Genomic DNA, 16,681 nt, shown 5'->3' with positions numbered 1-16,681 from the left:
TCGAAAAGTTAAAATAACCCCTAACCGGTGTTATTCACAAGGTTAGGGGTTAAACTTCGGACTTTAATTTTTATGTCTTGCAGCTTTTTCGCGTTCGCTCTTATTTAATATTTTCTTACGTAAACGAATTGACTCTGGTGTTACTTCACAGTATTCATCTTCGTCCAAGTATTCTAGTGCTTCTTCTAATGACATCTTACGCGGTTTCTTAATGCTTGAAGTTTGGTCTTTATTCGCTGAACGAGTGTTGGTTAAATGTTTTTCCTTAGTGATGTTTACAGTAAGGTCATTTTCCCGACTATGTTCCCCGACAATCATTCCTGCATAAACTTCTGTACCTGGTTCGATGAAAATAACTCCACGGTCTTCTAACTGCATCGTACCATACATCGTTGATTTCCCATTTTCCAAAGCAACTAATACACCTTCGCGGCGTCCACCGACATTCCCTTTAATTACTGGTTCGTAGGCTTCAAATGTGTGGTTTAAGATACCATAACCATGTGTTTGTGTCATAAATTCTGTTGTATAACCAAGTAATCCTCGAGAAGGAACCTTGAATTCAAGGCGTACTTGTCCATTACCATGGTTTACCATATCAAGCATTTCACCTTTACGCTCACCAAGTGATTCCATAATCGCACCAGTATATTCCTCAGGTAAATCGATTTGTACACGTTCCATTGGTTCGCATTTTTGCCCATCAATTTCTTTAATAATTACCTGTGGTTTAGAAAGCTGTAATTCAAAACCTTCACGGCGCATATTCTCGATTAAAATAGACAAGTGAAGTTCCCCACGTCCCGATACAATCCAAGCGTCTGGAGATTCGGTTGAATCAACACGTAAGCTTACGTCTGTTTCCAATTGTTTCATTAAGCGCTCTTCAATTTTACGTGATGTAATATATTTTCCTTCACGGCCAGCGAATGGACTATTGTTTACAACGAAAGTCATTTGCAATGTTGGCTCATCAATGTGTAACCATGGCAATGCTTCAGGATTGCTTTGAGGTGCAATAGTTTCACCGATATTAATGTCTTCCATACCAGCTACTGCTACAATTTCTCCAGAACTTGCTTCTTGAATTTCTGTACGCTTCAAGCCAATAAATCCAAATAATTTTGTTACACGGAAAGCTTTATTTGTTCCATCCTGTTTCATAACAACAACCTGTTGTCCGACATGAATTTTCCCACGAACAACTCGCCCTACACCAATACGTCCAACATAATCATTATAATCAAGTAGGGTAATTTGGAATTGCAATGGTTCATCACTATTATCCAATGGTGCAGGAATATGTTCTATTACCGTTTCGAAAACCGGATCCATTGATTGTTGTTGATCTTCCGCCTCAAGTCCAGATGTTCCATTCAATGCGGATGCATACACAACAGGGAATTCCAATTGCTCATCATCTGCACCAAGCTCGATGAATAGATCAAGTACTTCATCAATTACTTCAGCTGGTCTTGCATTTGGACGGTCAATTTTATTTACAACAACAATTGGCGTTAGCTTTTGTTCCAATGCTTTTTTCAACACAAATCGAGTTTGTGGCATCGTGCCTTCATAGGAATCAACAACTAATACTACACCGTCAACCATTTTCATAATACGCTCCACTTCACCACCGAAATCGGCGTGTCCTGGTGTATCTAAAATATTGATTGTTTTATCTTTATATTTAACTGCAGTGTTTTTTGCTAAAATTGTAATTCCACGTTCACGTTCTATATCACCAGAGTCCATCATACGGTCGTCAACTTGTTCATTTTCACGAAATGTCCCTGAATATTTTAATAGTTGATCAACGAGTGTTGTTTTACCGTGGTCAACGTGGGCAATAATCGCGATATTACGAATATCTTCTCTTAATTGCATAAAAGTACGCTCCTCTATAATTCCGAATGAATCAAACTAGAACATTATACCACATAATGCCCATTGTAGTAGATTTTTTTACTTATTTTTAATAATAATAATTGTTTACTTTCAAATAGTATTTACTCCCTATTTTACTCAGGTAAATTAATTTTAAACTCAGCACCGCCAAGTTTAGATCTGCCTACTGTTATTTTTCCATTCGATTGTTCAATAATCGCTCGAGCAATTGCTAGTCCTAAACCTGTTTCCCCATTCTTACCTTTTACAAACCGATGGAAAATATTCGAAGCAACTTCCTTAGATATCCCTTCCCCATCATCACCAATCGTTATAAGGATTCGCCGGCTTTTCTTCAAAACATTAATTTCAATCTGTGACTCTGCATGACGAATCCCGTTAAAGACAATATTTAACAGTGCCCTTAGTAACTTTTCCTCATCTGCGAATAGAGTGATATTCTCCTTTACTTCATGGCGAAGTGTAATTCCTTTCTCATTTACGAACGGAATTGCACGGTCTACTACTTGATCAATCAGTTCTGATACTTCAATTTTTACAGGGTCGTAAACAGATGGTTCACTATCCAATTTCGCTAGTAAAATCATTTCATTAATAATAACCTTCAAGCGATTGACTTCAGACACCATTACTTCTAGTCCCTTTTCTGCTTCTTTCTCTGTAAATATCCCATCCTTAATCCCTTCTGCATATCCTTGAATTGTCATAAGCGGTGTTTTTAATTCATGACTTGCATTTTGGAAAAAGGTTTGCTGTGTACTCATGTAACGCTGAAGTTCATTGGCCATTTCGTAAACACTATCCGCTACCTCTTTAATTTCTCCTGTTGCCTTAATATGTTCGATATCATCAAATTGCCTTTTTTCTATCTTTTTTAATTGCCGCTTCAGCTTACTGAGTGGTGTCACTAACTTTCTGGTTAAATAATAACTTATGAGTACGGCAGCGAACGCACCAATGATAAAGATAAAGAATATCCTTGTAAAAAAGTTTTGCTGCACCCCTTGTAAATCGCTAACTGGAGTGAGTAAAATCAATTCTAAACCAGATTGCTCGGGAAGAAAGATGATTCTTGACGTAACAAATCGTTCTTTTCCGTATTCCCATTGTGTTTTATTTGTATCTGCGAAATCATTGTTTTTGAAAAATTCGCGTGCAACCTGATTGGACATAGTAGATAACAGTACTTGATCATGTTTTCGATCATACATAAACATTTGCAAGTCCTGATCCTTCAAGATATCATTCACCTGTTGAATATCAGCTGTTCCGTATTGTTGATTTAAAACATTAACAAGCAGCTCTCCTGTTTGTTTCAGCTGCCTTTGTTCATCCTGAATGAGCAAATCCAAAATTAATGAATAGATGACATACCAGGCAACTGCCATAATAACTAATAATAACGCTGTAAATGCTGCCGTTAATTGTGATTGAAGTTTCATTGGTTATTCCTCTTCTTTTCGCAATCGATAGCCATAGCCCCATACCGTTTCAATTGGAACATCGTCGAGTTTTTTCCTAATCCGTTTTACTAAGTCATCCACTGCACGATCACTGCCAAAATAGTCATTCCCCCAAATTTTCACTAATAATTCATCCCGGGAGAATGCTCGATTTGCATTTTCAGCAAGTAATAAGAGCATATCAAACTCCTTCGTTGTTACCTCGTATTCTTCTCCATTCCAGAAGATTCGGCGATCATTACGGTAAATCAACAGGTGTTCAACCTTAAGTCTATCTTGAGCGGCTCGTGCTGGCTCTATTTGCGAACGTTTAAATAACCGCTTTACCCTTGCCATTAACTCTCTCGGACTAAATGGCTTCGTCAAGTAATCATCTCCACCAAGCTCAAGACCAATAATTTTATCGATTTCCTCATCCTTTGCTGAAATGATAATAATCGGCACATTACTTTCATTACGGATTCTTTTACAAAATTCATAGCCATCCATTCCTGGCAGCATAATGTCTAGAATCCACATATCTGGTGGATCATTCTTCCACAGGTCCCAGCCCTTTTCTGCTGAGTCCATCATCGTAACCTCGTAGCCTTCTTTCTTCAAATAAGCAGATACGATATTTTGAATATTTAAATCATCCTCAACTATACCAATATGATAATTCATGTTTTCTTCACCTTTTCAGTATCCTTTATTTTAATTCTATTTTTACATAGATTAGCGCAAAATTACATGATTCTCGCATAATTACACATTTATTCCACATTCTTTCCAAATCTATCCCTATGAACCTGCCTATAATAAAAGTATACATTAGGAATGGCTAATTTCTAAAAAGGTTTGCTGCTTTTATTAATGAGTAGTTGAATTAAAACTGTGAACTAACTTAGCTTAGGTGCGCAACTGTTCTCTGACCAGTCGCTCCGAAAATACACTACGCTGGGATTGCATAATCGCTTTCTTCTTTCTATCTATGAAATAATACGAGAAGACAACATTACACCTAGTTAACAGCTTCTAGAAAAAGCAGTAAACTGTACGAAAAGAGTTTTAATCATTTAAAATAATTTTATAAAGGGTGATAAAAGATGGAGAATAACAATAATAAGGACTCTCAATCACAAAGACCGATTGAAGATCGGTATGAACAGGAGAGAAGGAATACCTCACCTGTTAATCCTGAATATCCAGACTATAAGCAGGATACTTGGGGTGAAACGACAGAAACAAACCAATTTGAGTCCAATCAACAATGGAGCGAAGAAGAGCCATCAAGCTCATTTCAAAAAGAAGAACAAAGATACGAGGAACCGATTCAACCAACAACTAAGAAAAAACCAAAAGTGAAGAGGTCCTGGATCAGTGCTTTATTTGGTGGTGTTGTCGGTGGAGTAATTTCAGCAATCATCATTGTCCTATTATTTACGTATAATATTATTCCTAATGATAATGGCAATGATAGTAATCAAGCAGCTGAAAATGATGACAGTCCAGAAGTAATTGAAACACTCGCCTCAGAAGATGCAAACGTCTCAACCAATATCGAAGAAGTCTCGAATGCGGTTGTTGGAGTTTCCAATATGCAGCAACAAAGTGTTTGGACTGAAAGTGAAGAAGCAGGTACAGGATCAGGTATCATTTACAAGAAAGAAAACGGAAAAGCATACATTGTCACTAACCAGCACGTTGTTGACGGCGCACAGCAAGTTGAAGTCGTACTAAATGAAGATGAAAGACTCGATGCCAAAGTATTAGGTGGAGATTCATTAACCGATTTAGCAGTTCTAGAAGTTGATGGGGCAACAATTGATACGGTCGCAAGTATTGGCTCATCAGATGATTTAAAAGTCGGAGAAACAGTACTAGCAATTGGAAACCCACTTGGAATAGATTTTGCTAACTCTGTAACAAAAGGGATTATCAGTGGTCTAAACCGTTCTGTTTCAGTAGATACAAATGGTGACAGCCAGCCTGACTGGGTGACTGAAGTATTACAAACAGATGCTGCAATTAACCCTGGTAATAGTGGAGGTGCCCTGGTGAATGGCAACGGTGAAGTAATAGGGATTAACTCCATGAAGATTGCTGAGAGCGCAGTGGAAGGAATTGGATTTGCAATTCCGATTGATAGTGCTTTACCTATTATTGAACAATTAGAAACTAATAGTGAAGTAGCAAGACCACAGATTGGGATTGCAACAGCATCTCTATCTCAAGTCCCACCGCAATATCGCTATGAAATTAACTTACCTGAAAATATTGAGGGAGGAATGGTCATTGCAAATGTTCAATCCGGTTCGCCCGCAGATGAAGCAGGGTTGCAGCAATTTGATGTCATAACAAAAATAAATGGACAAGAGGTTACAAGCATTTTAGAATTACGCAAATATTTATATTCAGAAACAAGTATTGGTGATTCTATTGATATTGAATATATTCGTGATGGCGAAGTCCAAACTGCAACTTTAGTGCTAGAAGAAGCAGTACAACAAGAAGCCGCGTAACTATTACAATAACGGAATCCCTTATGCAGCAGCATATGGGCTGTACGATAGAGCGTGACCAATATTGTCAACATTATATTTTCCTATTTTATGAAAAGAAGGGTATTTTTTCCCTTCTTTTTTGTATTTTGCAATAGTATACTTACCATGAGCGTCTATATATCCTATTTTTCATAGGTGTTTAATATGATACATAAATGAAGGGAGTGTTTACATGCTTTGTCCATCTTGCAAGCAAGAAACAGAACCGGGGAAATTTTGTACCGTCTGTGGGGCATCTTTAGTTATTGAGGAAACAGCTGCTACAGCTGATTCACAAACTGCAAATGTAGTAAGTCAACCCGAACAACCAAAGAAAAGCAATCAATCTCAGACAAATGAATTCACTGAAAAAGTAGCTGCTGAAGCAAAAACCTTTTGGAGCTTTGTACTGAACATTTTAAAGAAACCAAGTTCAGCACAAAATATTACGGCTAACCAGTGGATTTCCGGACTTATTACACTCATTATTTTTTCTTTACTTATCGCATTAGGCTCATTTATTGCAGCAAATAGTTACTTCTCGTCTTCTTTCTGGAATAGCTTTATTCAGCCATTTATCCAGTTCATCGTATTATTTGCAGCAATTGCAGCAATAACCTTTGCTGGGGCAAAAATAACCGCACAGCCATTATCATTCCAAGACATTGTCGCTAAGTTTGGAGCTTACTCTATCCCCTTTTTAGGTTTAGTTATCATCGGAGCGATTCTAGCAATGCTTAATATTCCTTTTTCAGGAACATTAATTACGCTAAGTCTCATAGGTCCGATTTTAATCGTCCCTACTTTTATTTTAATGGAGCTACCGACAGTAGGTTTTGATCGAATTTATGTGCTAATAGGCGTTTATATTGTCGGTCTAATTTTAGCATCATTCCTAGTACAAAGTATTGCCTCTATCTTTATGGGGGACATCTTAGGCGGCATTTGGTAAAAACTAAAAAATACTCCTTCCCAAAAGAGAAGGAGTATTTTTTATGTTGCTATTCTTCATATTTTCTAAAGTTTGGAGTTACACCATTATATTTTCCATTAATATCGGCGGAAACAAAGTTCTCTAAATCCTCAACTGTTCCAATGTTCTCGTCACTATTTGGATACATATCATCATAGTTCAGATGATCACCAAAGAAATCAGATGCCGTTTCTGATGTTCCATATCTGCTTACATCCTGCCATGTATCCTCAGCATCATAAGCTACTTTCTCTTCTTCCAATGACTGGGCATCAGTTATATTGGGAGAAAATACTTCTTCCTCAACCGGTCTGTTCCGTTCAAAAACATCAGCATTCGCATGTTCGATACATTGATCTGTAGTTGGCACTGCAAATAAGCGCTGATAAGGAATATCTGCTCCACATGTTTTACATATACCATACGTCCCTGCATCGATTGCATGGAGTGCTTCATTTATCTCTTCTAATTCTTTTTCCGCATGTTCATTTAGGGCGACGTCTTTCCCTCTCTCAAATAATTCCGTACCTAAATCTGCTGGGTGGTTATCATAATTCGATAGCTCGCCAACAGATTCTTTAGCCGATTCAAGTTCTAATCCAAAGTGGTCCTGAACATGATTGATTAATTCCGTTTGTCGTTCCATCAAAGCAGCTTTACAATGGTGTAATTGTTCGTTCGTGATCATTAAGCAACAGCCTCCCATTTAGCGTTTATACAATTTCAGAAAACTTGACTGAGATTTTAAGTGACATCCTTAGTTGCATTTATGCAGTGAGTAATTCCTTATCTGCCTATAAATGATTTCCTAACTATACTATGTGTAACTACTGTGGAATGATTCTTCATTTACGTCTCCAAATCATGTCAATATCGGGAATTCCATCCTCTAAATTAAACATTGGAACAATTGGAATCCACTTGAAAATAGAATTCCTCCAACTGATTTTTGTGCCGCAGCTTCCAATTACTTCATCAGTTGATATAATTCCTCATTTGCTGATTCAGGAAATGTTTTCATTTGCCATTCTATTCACTTCTATCCCCTTTTAGCTTCTTTCGTAAACTGCGAACTAGCCGCAATGTCTATTTCCGCTGCAAACAGTCGCTCATCTTATGGCAACTCGATTTGCCCCAATAAAATTCATCGGCATTTTTGTCTGCCTCTCTTCGCTGTAATCAACAACCATATTTATTATTATTGTACAACCCGAGTGGTGAAAATACTCTAGGCTTTCTGTAGCGACTGATCGTGGGTAACTGTCATCTAAACTTAGTTCGCAGTTTATATCAACTTCTAATTTTGTACCATTAGTTAGCATCAAAAAGGGTTTAAGCTGGATACTGTCGAATATTGATTAAAGAAAGGGGAATCAGTGTAATGGTTACAATAGAGACAAAAATTGGATTTATTGGTACTGGTGTTATGGGCAAAAGTATGGCAAAGAACCTGCTGACAGCAGGATACCGAGTAAACGTATATACACGTACAAAAGAAAAAGCAGAAGAATTAATCAGCCAAGGCGCCGATTGGAAACATACTGTAGCAGAGTTAGCACAGGATTCAGATGTGATTATTACGATGGTCGGCTATCCATCAGATGTTGAGGAAGTATACTTTGGAGATAGTGGTATTTTAGAAAATGCCCAAAAAGGTACTTATATCATTGATATGACAACCTCTAAACCATCCCTTGCAATAAAGATATATGAAACAGCAATTGCCAAAGGTATCTTTTCTCTTGATGCCCCTGTTTCTGGTGGTGACATTGGTGCACAAAATGGAAAATTAGCAATTATGGTCGGTGGAGACCAGCAAGCATTCGACGAGCTGCACCCAATTTTTGAAGTACTGGGTGAGAATATTATTTTACAAGGTGGCCCTGGTGCTGGGCAGCATACAAAATTAGCAAATCAAATTACGATTGCATCGAACATGGTTGGCGTTTGTGAAGCAATTGTTTATGCTAAAAAAGCAGGTCTTAATCCCGAACGTGTCCTCGAAAGTATTTCGACAGGAGCTGCTGCAAGCTTCTCACTCTCGAACCTCGGTCCACGAATGCTTAAGGGGGACTACGCACCAGGCTTTTATGTAAAACACTTTATTAAAGACATGACTATTGCATTGGAATCCGCACAGGAAATAGGAATGGCAACACCAGGACTTTCCCTTTCACTAGAGCTTTACAAGGAACTTGCTGAAAAGGGAGAAAATGATAGTGGCACACAGGCATTAATCAAGCTGTTTGATCGATAGAAGCTTAAAGCGAGGAGAGCATCATTTTCCTCGCTTTTCGATTTCTGCTTGAACAGTAAAGGCTAAATCATCATTTCCAAAAAGCTGCAATACGTTTAATACCGTTTGATCTGATACTTCCTCTGCTTCGTTTTTAGGAACTGCTTGTTCAATCGTTTCCAGTAATACATTGTTTTTATGTTGACCGGGATAGGCATCTTCATATAGTACAACAGGATCTAAATCATGATTCACACACCATTGCACGAAAATAAGAATCATCATTTTCTCATCATTTTTATAGTTTTCGACTATTCGCTTTTCAACGTCTTCTTTACTCAATTCTTTCACCTACTTTTTACTATTGTTCCTATTCTTACCAAAAAAAGGTTTATCTCACGAATGAGATAAACCTTTCCAAATCATCTATTATAAGCGAGTTACATTAGCAGCTTGTGGTCCACGGTTACCTTCAACGATTTCAAACTCAACTTCTTGACCTTCTTCAAGAGTTTTGAAACCATCAGCTTGGATTGCTGAGAAATGTACGAATACATCGTCTCCGTCTTCGCGCTCGATGAAACCGAAACCTTTTTCTGCATTAAACCATTTTACTTTACCAGTCATGTAAATGACCTCCTTATACAATATGCTGCAAAGTAATTGAATCATAAATACTTTTACACCACTTGAATAAGAGATCGTAAAGTATTATTCAAACTCCAATTTCCTTTTGCACCTTATATGTTACCCTTTTTCATATACAAATGCAAGCGTTTTTAAAAAAATATTTGTAAAACATTTTACTGCATTTTCCTTGTCTTTTCGACATTTTTTGTCGAAAAAACCTTGATGAATTTCCGGTAATGAAACCGCTTCATAAAACGGCTCAGAATTGTTTTTTTTCGAGTTGTAGAAAACTTGTTAGAAACATGATAAAATATTATCTTGCAAGATAAAATTGAATTATTGACTACCAACCATTTGTATCTTGCAAATATAAATGAATAGGTGGTAAACAAAATGGAAACTACTACAAATTATCAAGTATTATTGTATTACAACTATGTGCATATTGAAGATCCTGAAGCATTTGCTGCAGAGCACCTTAAATTTTGTAAGGAATTAGAATTAAAAGGCCGTATATTAGTTGCACAAGAAGGTATTAATGGAACGGTTTCTGGAACGGTCGAACAAACAAATAAATATATGGATGCAATGCATAACGATTCACGTTTTGCTGATATGGTATTTAAAGTTGATGCACATGATGGACATGCATTTAAGAAGATGCATGTACGTCCACGCAAAGAATTAGTAACACTGCGTCTAGAAGATGATGTTAATCCTTTAGAAACAACTGGAAAGTATTTAGAGCCAAGTGAGTTTTACAAAGCAATGCAAGATGAAAACACAATTGTCTTGGATGCTCGTAATGACTATGAATTTGATTTAGGTCATTTCCGTGGCGCTGTTCGTCCTGATATTGAAACATTTCGCGAATTACCAAACTGGGTCCGCGATAATAAGCATCTTTTAGAAGGTAAACGAGTGTTAACATATTGCACTGGTGGAATCCGTTGTGAAAAATTCTCAGGCTGGTTGGTGAAAGAAGGATTTGAGGATGTAGGTCAATTACATGGTGGAATTGTAACTTACGGGAAAGACCCTGAAGTTCAAGGCCAATTATGGGACGGTCAATTATATGTATTCGACGAACGAATCTCTGTCCCAGTCAATCGTAAGGAACACGTTGTAGTCGGCGTGGATTATTTCGATGGCACGCCTTGTGAACGCTATGTAAATTGTGCAAATCCTGAATGTAATCGCCAAATGCTAAGCTCTGAAGAAAACGAACATAAACATTTGCGCGGTTGCTCCCATGAATGCCGTGTAACTCCACGTAATTTATACGTACAAGAGCATAACTTGTCTGCAGAGGAAGTAGAAGCACGCCTTGCAGTACTTGGCGAAACATTAAAACAAGAAGCATAACAACCGAAGCACGACCTCTGTAATTAAAATCGCCTGCGAAACGACAAATCTTTTCGCAGGCGATTTTTGATTTCTTTGCTAACTAGTACATTCTATGTGGGCATATACTTAACTCTTCAATCAGAAATATTTTTTCCAAGATACATCTAAAGCTTATCTAAAATGACCAAGATCTTTTTCTATTTTTAAAAGCAAGCCATGCTGTTTTTAAAGATGAATAGGTTCCTACTGCAGCTGCTCCATAAAAGGCCCCCATAAAAATACCAGCCCATAAATCTCCTCTGTGGCTAATAAAAATGGAAATAATAAATCCAATAATACTTGCAATGGTCGGAAAATATTGACGGGGAATAGGGAATAGTTTAAAGCATTGGGTTAATAAAACTACAGCAGGTACAGCAATAACACCATCCCAGAAATTTGTATAAATAATTGGGAATTCCAAATTATCCCTCCTTTTTCTTGTTATTATGTCCTACAATAAATAAAATTATGACCCTTTATAGCACCTAAGTTATCTGTCAATATTTCCCCTTATTTATGTTCCTAACAAGAATAATTATCCACAAATAACAGAATATATCGTAAACTATTATTTCATTTATTTTGACTTCTACTTCCTATGTTGTTACTCTTTTTATAAAAGGAGTTAATAAAATGAGCGTACATGGTTATTCAGTGTTGACAATGGACGGTAATGAAAAGTCACTAGCTGATTATAAAGGAAAAGTTTTACTTATCGTTAATACTGCGAGTGAATGTGGGTTTACTCCACAATTCGAAGGGCTGCAACGTTTATATGAAAAATATAAAGAACAGGATTTTATCGTCTTAGGCTTTCCTTGCAATCAATTTGGAAATCAAGACCCTGGAACTAACGAAGATATTGCAAGTTTTTGCCAGAAGAATTATGGTGTTAGCTTCCCAATGTTTAGCAAGATTGATGTGAAAGGTGAAAATGCCGACCGGTTATTTTCCTATCTAATACAGCAAGCAAAAGGATTAATTACAGAGCAAATAAAATGGAACTTTACAAAATTCCTTATCGACAAAAACGGGAAAGTAGTCGATCGTTTCGCACCTCAAAAAAAGCCGGAAGCAATCGAAAAGGAAATCGAAGCATTGCTCCAGTTCAGTAATTAATCGCCCCTAACAAATGCACAGCAGAGAGTTCAAAATATAAATAGCTAAAAAAGCATAGAGCTGAAAATCAACTCTATGCTTTTTTATCACCTTATTCAATTAAACACCCGTAACGCAGAGGTGATTTTAAATACAGTTTTTTGATTTTTAAATTTCTCCATATTAATAACGGTATTTTTTTGAAACTACATATTCAGTAATTGGCATAGTAATCCAAGCTAGTCCAATTACAATAACAAGTGGGATATTCTTTATATCATTCATTGCAGTTACTCTTTCCGAAACGACTAAGACGATTATCATTAATAAAAGTAATACATAATAACTAATTTTTGAGCTTAAAAGGGTTATATGTTTCTCTAATTCATCCTTTTCTTTTTCGTGTTTTCCATCCATTTCACCCCAAGTGATCGATTGGAAGAAAAAGCCAACTCCTAAAAATACAAAAAAGAGTGTTGAAGCGTTAATTATTTCTTCTGTAATCCATTCATATATCCCATAGCCACCAATTGCAGTAATAAGAACTAAAGAACAGATTATACTGACTTTTTTTGCAGTTGTCACTTTTCCCCATTCCTTTCATATTTAAAAACAAACAATTCTTCGATAGGAAGACCTAAAACATAAGATAGATTAAATGCCAATTCTAAACTTGGATCATACTTATTATTTTCAATAGCATTGATTGTCTGCCTAGTCACTTTACACAATTCTCCTAATTTACCTTGTGAAAAACCATTCTTTTCTCTATATTCCTTAATTCTATTCTCCATACTAAGCCACCTTTATATTCCGCTAAGTGTAAAACATCCTTTACACCCTGATTATAAAATAAGACAAATGAGTTGTCAAACATATTTTACACCTCAATTATCTTATAAGTTCTATTTTTTCTTTATAAATCAACAAAATAAGCAGTCCAATTTATGTACTAATCGAACTGCCAAAAGGTTTACTATTTTAAGTTTTGTAATCTTAAACCGAACCCCTCATTTTAGAAGTTGAATGGTTTTTTATTTATAATACTTTTGCTAAGAAATCCTGTGCACGTTCGGTTTTTGGATGTTCAAAGAATTCTTGTGGTTCTCCCTCTTCTACTAACATTCCATCAGCCAAAAACAGCACCTTATCTGCTACTTCTTTAGCAAAATTCATTTCATGTGTGACGATTACCATTGTCATTCCTGTATCGACTAAATCCTTCATTACATCAAGCACTTCTTTCACCATTTCTGGGTCAAGCGCTGATGTTGGTTCATCAAATAGCATAATTTCCGGTTCCATCGCTAATGCTCTAGCGATTGCTACCCTCTGTTTTTGACCGCCAGATAAGCGATTTGGATATGCTGCTACTTTATCTGTTAACCCTACTTTATCAAGTAATTTTTTTGCAATCGATTCCGCTTCTGTCTTTGATAATTTTTTCACCTTTTGTGGTGCATAAGCAACATTTTCCAATACAGTCATATGCGGAAATAGATGAAAATGCTGAAATACCATCCCAATGTTTTTTCGAATCGCCAGTTTATCTATTTTTTTGTCTGTAATTTTTTTATCATTAATAAAGATATCTCCTGATGTCGGCTCTTCCAGCAAATTGAGACATCTTAGAAATGTAGATTTCCCTGATCCTGATGGACCGATAATTGCCACGACCTCACCTTGCTTGATCGTTGTCGATATATCTTTTAATACCGTGTTTGTTCCAAAATCTTTTGTTATGTTCATTGCTTTAATCACTTTGTCTCAACCTCCGCTCTGCTGCCTTCCCAAGTTTTGTTAGAATGAAAACCATCACCCAGTAAATCGCCCCAACGAACAAGAGAGGTTCAAAGTTACGATAAATGTCTGCCCCAACAATTTGTGCACGACGCATCAGATCTAAGTAGCCAATCGTCGATACAATTGCAGATTCCTTTGTTAATGTGATGAATTCATTCATCAATGCTGGTAAAATGTTTTTCACTGCCTGCGGTAAAATAATATTTTGCATCATTGGTCGATACGATACACCTAATGCTTCTGCAGCCTCGATTTGACCTCGATCAACCGCCATAATACCTGCACGAATAATCTCGGAGACGTATGCAGCAGAGTTCAGACCGAATGCCATAATTGCCGAGACGAATGGCTCAATATCGTATCCAGTTAATTGTGGGATAGCAAAATAAATAATCATCAATTGTAATATTAGTGGTGTCCCTCGGAAAATCGAGGTGTATATATCCGCAATTCCTGTTAAAAATTTGCTCTTTGTTATTTTAAATAATGCTAAAATGATTCCTAAAATTAATCCGATTAATATCGAAACAAATACAAATCCTAACGTAACCCATATTCCTTCTATCATAAAAGGAATATAAGGCACGATTTGGCTAAAATCCAAATTCATGCCTTAGCACCTCATTTCTATAGCGTTCAATTTTTATTCTGCCAATTCCCATTTATCCCTTAACTCTTGAATCTTTCCACTAGCTTCTAGTTCTTCAAGAACACCATTCACATCTTCGACGAGCTCACTTCCCTTAGGAAAGGCAACCGCCATTCCTGGTGAACTAGTAGTAGGGTCATCAAAGCCGATTAGCCCTTGTTTTTCCATATATCCTGTCGCAACTTCTTTATCCATATAAGCAACATCAATGCGGTTTGAATTAATTTCTTGAATTAAAATTCCAGCGTTATCTACTTTCTTCACTTCAAAGCCATATTCCTCACTAAGTGCATCTGCACCCTCTTCTTGGATTGTTCCCAGCTGAACCCCAACAACTTTTCCTTTCAGTGCTTCAAGATCCTTAATCGCTGAATCTGGTTTCGTTAAGAACATTTCTCCTGAACGATGATATTCCGTAGAGAAATCAACATTTTTCTTACGCTTTTCGTCTGCACTCATTCCGGCTAATACCATATCAACACGATTGGATTGAAGTGCACCAACTAATCCATCGAATTTCATATCTTCAATTTCGAGTTCATAACCAAGTTCATCCGCAATTAAATTCGCTAGGTCAATGTCAAACCCTTCGAAATTCCCTTTTGTATCACGCGACTCAAATGGAGGAAAGTCAGCAGATGTCGCCATTTTTAATACTTTTTTATCTCCTCCTTCACTAGCATTTGAATCTGTTCCCTCATTATTCGTTGAACCACATGCTGCAAGTACTGCAATCATAAATGCTAACACTAATAATTTACTAAAAGATGATTTCATTGTTATCTCTCCCTATTTTTCCTTATTTGCAAATTCTTCTTGAATGTTTTTTAGCAGTTCAGAATCTGTTATTACCTCATACCCAGTTTGTGCCAAAGCTAATGTACCACTAACGAGTGCTTCATGGCCATCTTCCGTTATTGTTTTATTGGCGAATTCAGTAGTATGGGCAATTAATCCAGGTTGTTTCAGACTTATATATGGATGGATAGCAGGTACAACCTGACTTACATTTCCCATATCAATTGAACCAATACTTTGCTTCGCTGGGTAAACGGGTTCGGTGCTCACTTCACTTAAATTCATTGTGAAGGCATTTGATAATGCTTTATTGGTAATCATATTGTCATAGCTCAGTTCATAATTCGATATCTCTAAAGTTGCGCCAGTCATTATTGCAGCACCTTCTGCAATATTATTTACCTTTTTCACAACCCCATTCAAATATGTGCGATCTTTAGCACGAATATAAAACTGTGCCACCGCTTTGTCTGGAACAACATTTGCTGCTTGTCCACCTTCAGCGATAATCCCGTGAATTCTCACATCGGATGTTACATGCTGACGAAGTGCATTGATTCCATTAAATAATTGAATAACACTATCTAATGCATTAATCCCTTCTTCCGGTGCGGCAGCAGCATGAGCAGTTTTTCCACTGTATGAATATTGAATGGCATCCATCGCAAGTGACTCTCCACTTTCATAAGACTGATCCCCAGGATGAACAATCATTGCAACATCAATATCTTTAAATATTCCCTGTTCACTCATCGGCACTTTTGCACCATTCGTTTCTTCTGCAGGTGTACCGAAAACTATGACAGATCCGCCAATTTCCTCAATTACTTTACTTAAGGCAACTCCAGCACCAACGCTCATGGTGCCAATTAAATTATGCCCACATCCATGTCCCACTCCAGGAAGTGCATCATATTCTGCTAAATATGCAATCGTTGGACCTGGCTTTCCACTTTTATATTCTGCTTTAAAAGCTGTCGGTCTACTTACAATTCCAGTTTCTATATTAAAGTTATGTTCTTTTAAAAAGTTAGTTAAGAGCTTCATAGATTCATATTCTTGATCACCTAGTTCAGGATGATCATATAAATGATCGCTCATTGTCCAAAGCTCTGCTTGGATTTTCTCCATTTCTTGTTGCAGTTTATTTTTCACGGTAGTTCCTCCGGTATTTTGTATATTTATTAGTTCGTATGTATATTTATATCATAA

The 16,681-nt window shown here is 36.9% G+C and carries 18 protein-coding genes; 5 read left to right on the top strand and 13 right to left on the bottom strand.

The window, feature by feature from the left end; genetic code table 11:
- Positions 1–63 precede the first annotated feature (63 nt).
- The 3 genes from typA to CUC15_RS02965 form a co-directional block, all read right to left on the bottom strand.
- The gene (gene typA / locus CUC15_RS02975) at positions 64–1,887 is read right to left on the bottom strand and encodes a translational GTPase TypA (protein WP_114915299.1); all 1,824 of its coding nucleotides are present in this window, start codon (positions 1,885–1,887) and stop codon (positions 64–66) included.
- 134 nt (positions 1,888–2,021) lie between these two features.
- A complete protein-coding gene (locus CUC15_RS02970; RefSeq protein ID WP_114915298.1) occupies positions 2,022–3,350 on the bottom strand; it encodes a sensor histidine kinase in 1,329 nt (442 codons plus the stop codon).
- Between the two features lie 3 nt (positions 3,351–3,353).
- Positions 3,354–4,034, bottom strand: a complete 681-nt coding sequence (locus tag CUC15_RS02965; RefSeq protein WP_114915297.1) for a response regulator transcription factor — start codon at positions 4,032–4,034, stop codon at positions 3,354–3,356.
- A 422-nt stretch (positions 4,035–4,456) separates the two neighbouring features.
- Between CUC15_RS02965 and CUC15_RS02960 the strand changes: the two genes are divergently transcribed.
- Together CUC15_RS02960 and CUC15_RS02955 are read left to right on the top strand one after the other, a co-directional pair.
- Entirely contained in the window at positions 4,457–5,872 is a 1,416-nt protein-coding gene (locus CUC15_RS02960; protein ID WP_114915296.1) for a S1C family serine protease, read from the top strand.
- Positions 5,873–6,086: 214 nt separating this feature from the next.
- Positions 6,087–6,845 carry a zinc ribbon domain-containing protein gene (locus CUC15_RS02955; protein ID WP_114915295.1) on the top strand — a complete coding sequence of 253 codons (759 nt, stop codon included), beginning with the start codon at positions 6,087–6,089 and terminating at the stop codon, positions 6,843–6,845.
- A 49-nt stretch (positions 6,846–6,894) separates the two neighbouring features.
- Here CUC15_RS02955 and CUC15_RS02950 read toward each other — a convergent pair whose 3' ends face one another.
- Positions 6,895–7,554, bottom strand: a complete 660-nt coding sequence (locus tag CUC15_RS02950; protein WP_114915294.1) for a TraR/DksA C4-type zinc finger protein — start codon at positions 7,552–7,554, stop codon at positions 6,895–6,897.
- A gap of 693 nt (positions 7,555–8,247) precedes the next feature.
- Here CUC15_RS02950 and CUC15_RS02945 point away from each other — a divergent pair.
- Positions 8,248–9,123 (top strand): NAD(P)-dependent oxidoreductase, encoded by an 876-nt coding sequence (locus CUC15_RS02945; protein ID WP_114915293.1) that lies wholly within the window; start codon positions 8,248–8,250, stop codon positions 9,121–9,123.
- Between the two features lie 21 nt (positions 9,124–9,144).
- Here the strand turns inward: CUC15_RS02945 and CUC15_RS02940 are convergent, their stop codons facing one another.
- Positions 9,145–9,444 (bottom strand): hypothetical protein, encoded by a 300-nt coding sequence (locus tag CUC15_RS02940; RefSeq protein ID WP_114915292.1) that lies wholly within the window; start codon positions 9,442–9,444, stop codon positions 9,145–9,147.
- Between the two features lie 87 nt (positions 9,445–9,531).
- The gene (gene cspD / locus CUC15_RS02935) at positions 9,532–9,729 is read right to left on the bottom strand and encodes a cold-shock protein CspD (protein ID WP_010651786.1); all 198 of its coding nucleotides are present in this window, start codon (positions 9,727–9,729) and stop codon (positions 9,532–9,534) included.
- A gap of 396 nt (positions 9,730–10,125) precedes the next feature.
- Here cspD and trhO point away from each other — a divergent pair, with 396 nt between their 5' ends.
- A complete protein-coding gene (gene trhO / locus CUC15_RS02930) occupies positions 10,126–11,097 on the top strand; it encodes an oxygen-dependent tRNA uridine(34) hydroxylase TrhO (RefSeq protein ID WP_114915291.1) in 972 nt (323 codons plus the stop codon).
- Positions 11,098–11,254: 157 nt separating this feature from the next.
- On the opposite strand, the gene CUC15_RS02925 is transcribed toward trhO, so the two are convergent.
- Positions 11,255–11,542, bottom strand: a complete 288-nt coding sequence (locus CUC15_RS02925; protein WP_114915290.1) for a hypothetical protein — start codon at positions 11,540–11,542, stop codon at positions 11,255–11,257.
- A 212-nt stretch (positions 11,543–11,754) separates the two neighbouring features.
- On the opposite strand from CUC15_RS02925, the gene CUC15_RS02920 reads away from it, so the two are divergent.
- Complete coding sequence (locus tag CUC15_RS02920) at positions 11,755–12,240, top strand: glutathione peroxidase (RefSeq protein WP_114915289.1); 486 nt, start codon at positions 11,755–11,757, stop codon at positions 12,238–12,240.
- Positions 12,241–12,402: 162 nt separating this feature from the next.
- On the opposite strand, the gene CUC15_RS02915 is transcribed toward CUC15_RS02920, so the two are convergent.
- From CUC15_RS02915 to CUC15_RS02890, 6 genes are all read right to left on the bottom strand, one after another.
- Positions 12,403–12,804, bottom strand: coding sequence for a hypothetical protein (locus CUC15_RS02915; protein ID WP_114915288.1), 402 nt, complete (start codon positions 12,802–12,804; stop codon positions 12,403–12,405).
- Positions 12,801–13,013 (bottom strand): helix-turn-helix transcriptional regulator, encoded by a 213-nt coding sequence (locus CUC15_RS02910; protein ID WP_114915287.1) that lies wholly within the window; start codon positions 13,011–13,013, stop codon positions 12,801–12,803. Before CUC15_RS02910 ends, CUC15_RS02915 begins: the two co-directional genes overlap by 4 nt.
- A gap of 244 nt (positions 13,014–13,257) precedes the next feature.
- Positions 13,258–13,980 (bottom strand): amino acid ABC transporter ATP-binding protein, encoded by a 723-nt coding sequence (locus CUC15_RS02905; RefSeq protein ID WP_114915286.1) that lies wholly within the window; start codon positions 13,978–13,980, stop codon positions 13,258–13,260.
- Positions 13,973–14,632 (bottom strand): amino acid ABC transporter permease, encoded by a 660-nt coding sequence (locus tag CUC15_RS02900; RefSeq protein ID WP_114915285.1) that lies wholly within the window; start codon positions 14,630–14,632, stop codon positions 13,973–13,975. Before CUC15_RS02900 ends, CUC15_RS02905 begins: the two co-directional genes overlap by 8 nt.
- A gap of 33 nt (positions 14,633–14,665) precedes the next feature.
- Positions 14,666–15,448: an ABC transporter substrate-binding protein gene (locus tag CUC15_RS02895; RefSeq protein ID WP_114915284.1), complete on the bottom strand. Its 783-nt coding sequence runs from the start codon at positions 15,446–15,448 to the stop codon at positions 14,666–14,668.
- 12 nt (positions 15,449–15,460) lie between these two features.
- On the bottom strand, positions 15,461–16,624 hold the full coding sequence (locus CUC15_RS02890; protein ID WP_114915283.1) for a M20 family metallopeptidase: 1,164 nt from the start codon (positions 16,622–16,624) through the stop codon (positions 15,461–15,463).
- Between the last annotated feature and the right edge of the window lie 57 nt (positions 16,625–16,681).

The organism is Oceanobacillus zhaokaii (assembly GCF_003352005.1).
GTDB lineage: Bacteria > Bacillota > Bacilli > Bacillales > Amphibacillaceae > Oceanobacillus > Oceanobacillus zhaokaii.
This window is presented reverse-complemented; position numbering and strand designations above follow the sequence as displayed.

Bases quoted from the DNA above. Each gene is read 5' to 3' on its own strand.
- CUC15_RS02955 (WP_114915295.1), top strand. From the start codon at position 6,087: ATGCTTTGTCCATCTTGCAAGCAAGAAACAGAACCGGGGAAATTTTGT.
- CUC15_RS02960 (WP_114915296.1), top strand. From the start codon at position 4,457: ATGGAGAATAACAATAATAAGGACTCTCAATCACAAAGACCGATTGAA.
- trhO (WP_114915291.1), top strand. From the start codon at position 10,126: ATGGAAACTACTACAAATTATCAAGTATTATTGTATTACAACTATGTG.
- CUC15_RS02950 (WP_114915294.1), bottom strand. From the start codon at position 7,554: ATGATCACGAACGAACAATTACACCATTGTAAAGCTGCTTTGATGGAA.
- CUC15_RS02900 (WP_114915285.1), bottom strand. From the start codon at position 14,632: ATGAATTTGGATTTTAGCCAAATCGTGCCTTATATTCCTTTTATGATA.
- CUC15_RS02910 (WP_114915287.1), bottom strand. From the start codon at position 13,013: ATGGAGAATAGAATTAAGGAATATAGAGAAAAGAATGGTTTTTCACAA.
- CUC15_RS02920 (WP_114915289.1), top strand. From the start codon at position 11,755: ATGAGCGTACATGGTTATTCAGTGTTGACAATGGACGGTAATGAAAAG.
- CUC15_RS02965 (WP_114915297.1), bottom strand. From the start codon at position 4,034: ATGAATTATCATATTGGTATAGTTGAGGATGATTTAAATATTCAAAAT.
- CUC15_RS02895 (WP_114915284.1), bottom strand. From the start codon at position 15,448: ATGAAATCATCTTTTAGTAAATTATTAGTGTTAGCATTTATGATTGCA.
- CUC15_RS02970 (WP_114915298.1), bottom strand. From the start codon at position 3,350: ATGAAACTTCAATCACAATTAACGGCAGCATTTACAGCGTTATTATTA.
- typA (WP_114915299.1), bottom strand. From the start codon at position 1,887: ATGCAATTAAGAGAAGATATTCGTAATATCGCGATTATTGCCCACGTT.
- cspD (WP_010651786.1), bottom strand. From the start codon at position 9,729: ATGACTGGTAAAGTAAAATGGTTTAATGCAGAAAAAGGTTTCGGTTTC.
- CUC15_RS02945 (WP_114915293.1), top strand. From the start codon at position 8,248: ATGGTTACAATAGAGACAAAAATTGGATTTATTGGTACTGGTGTTATG.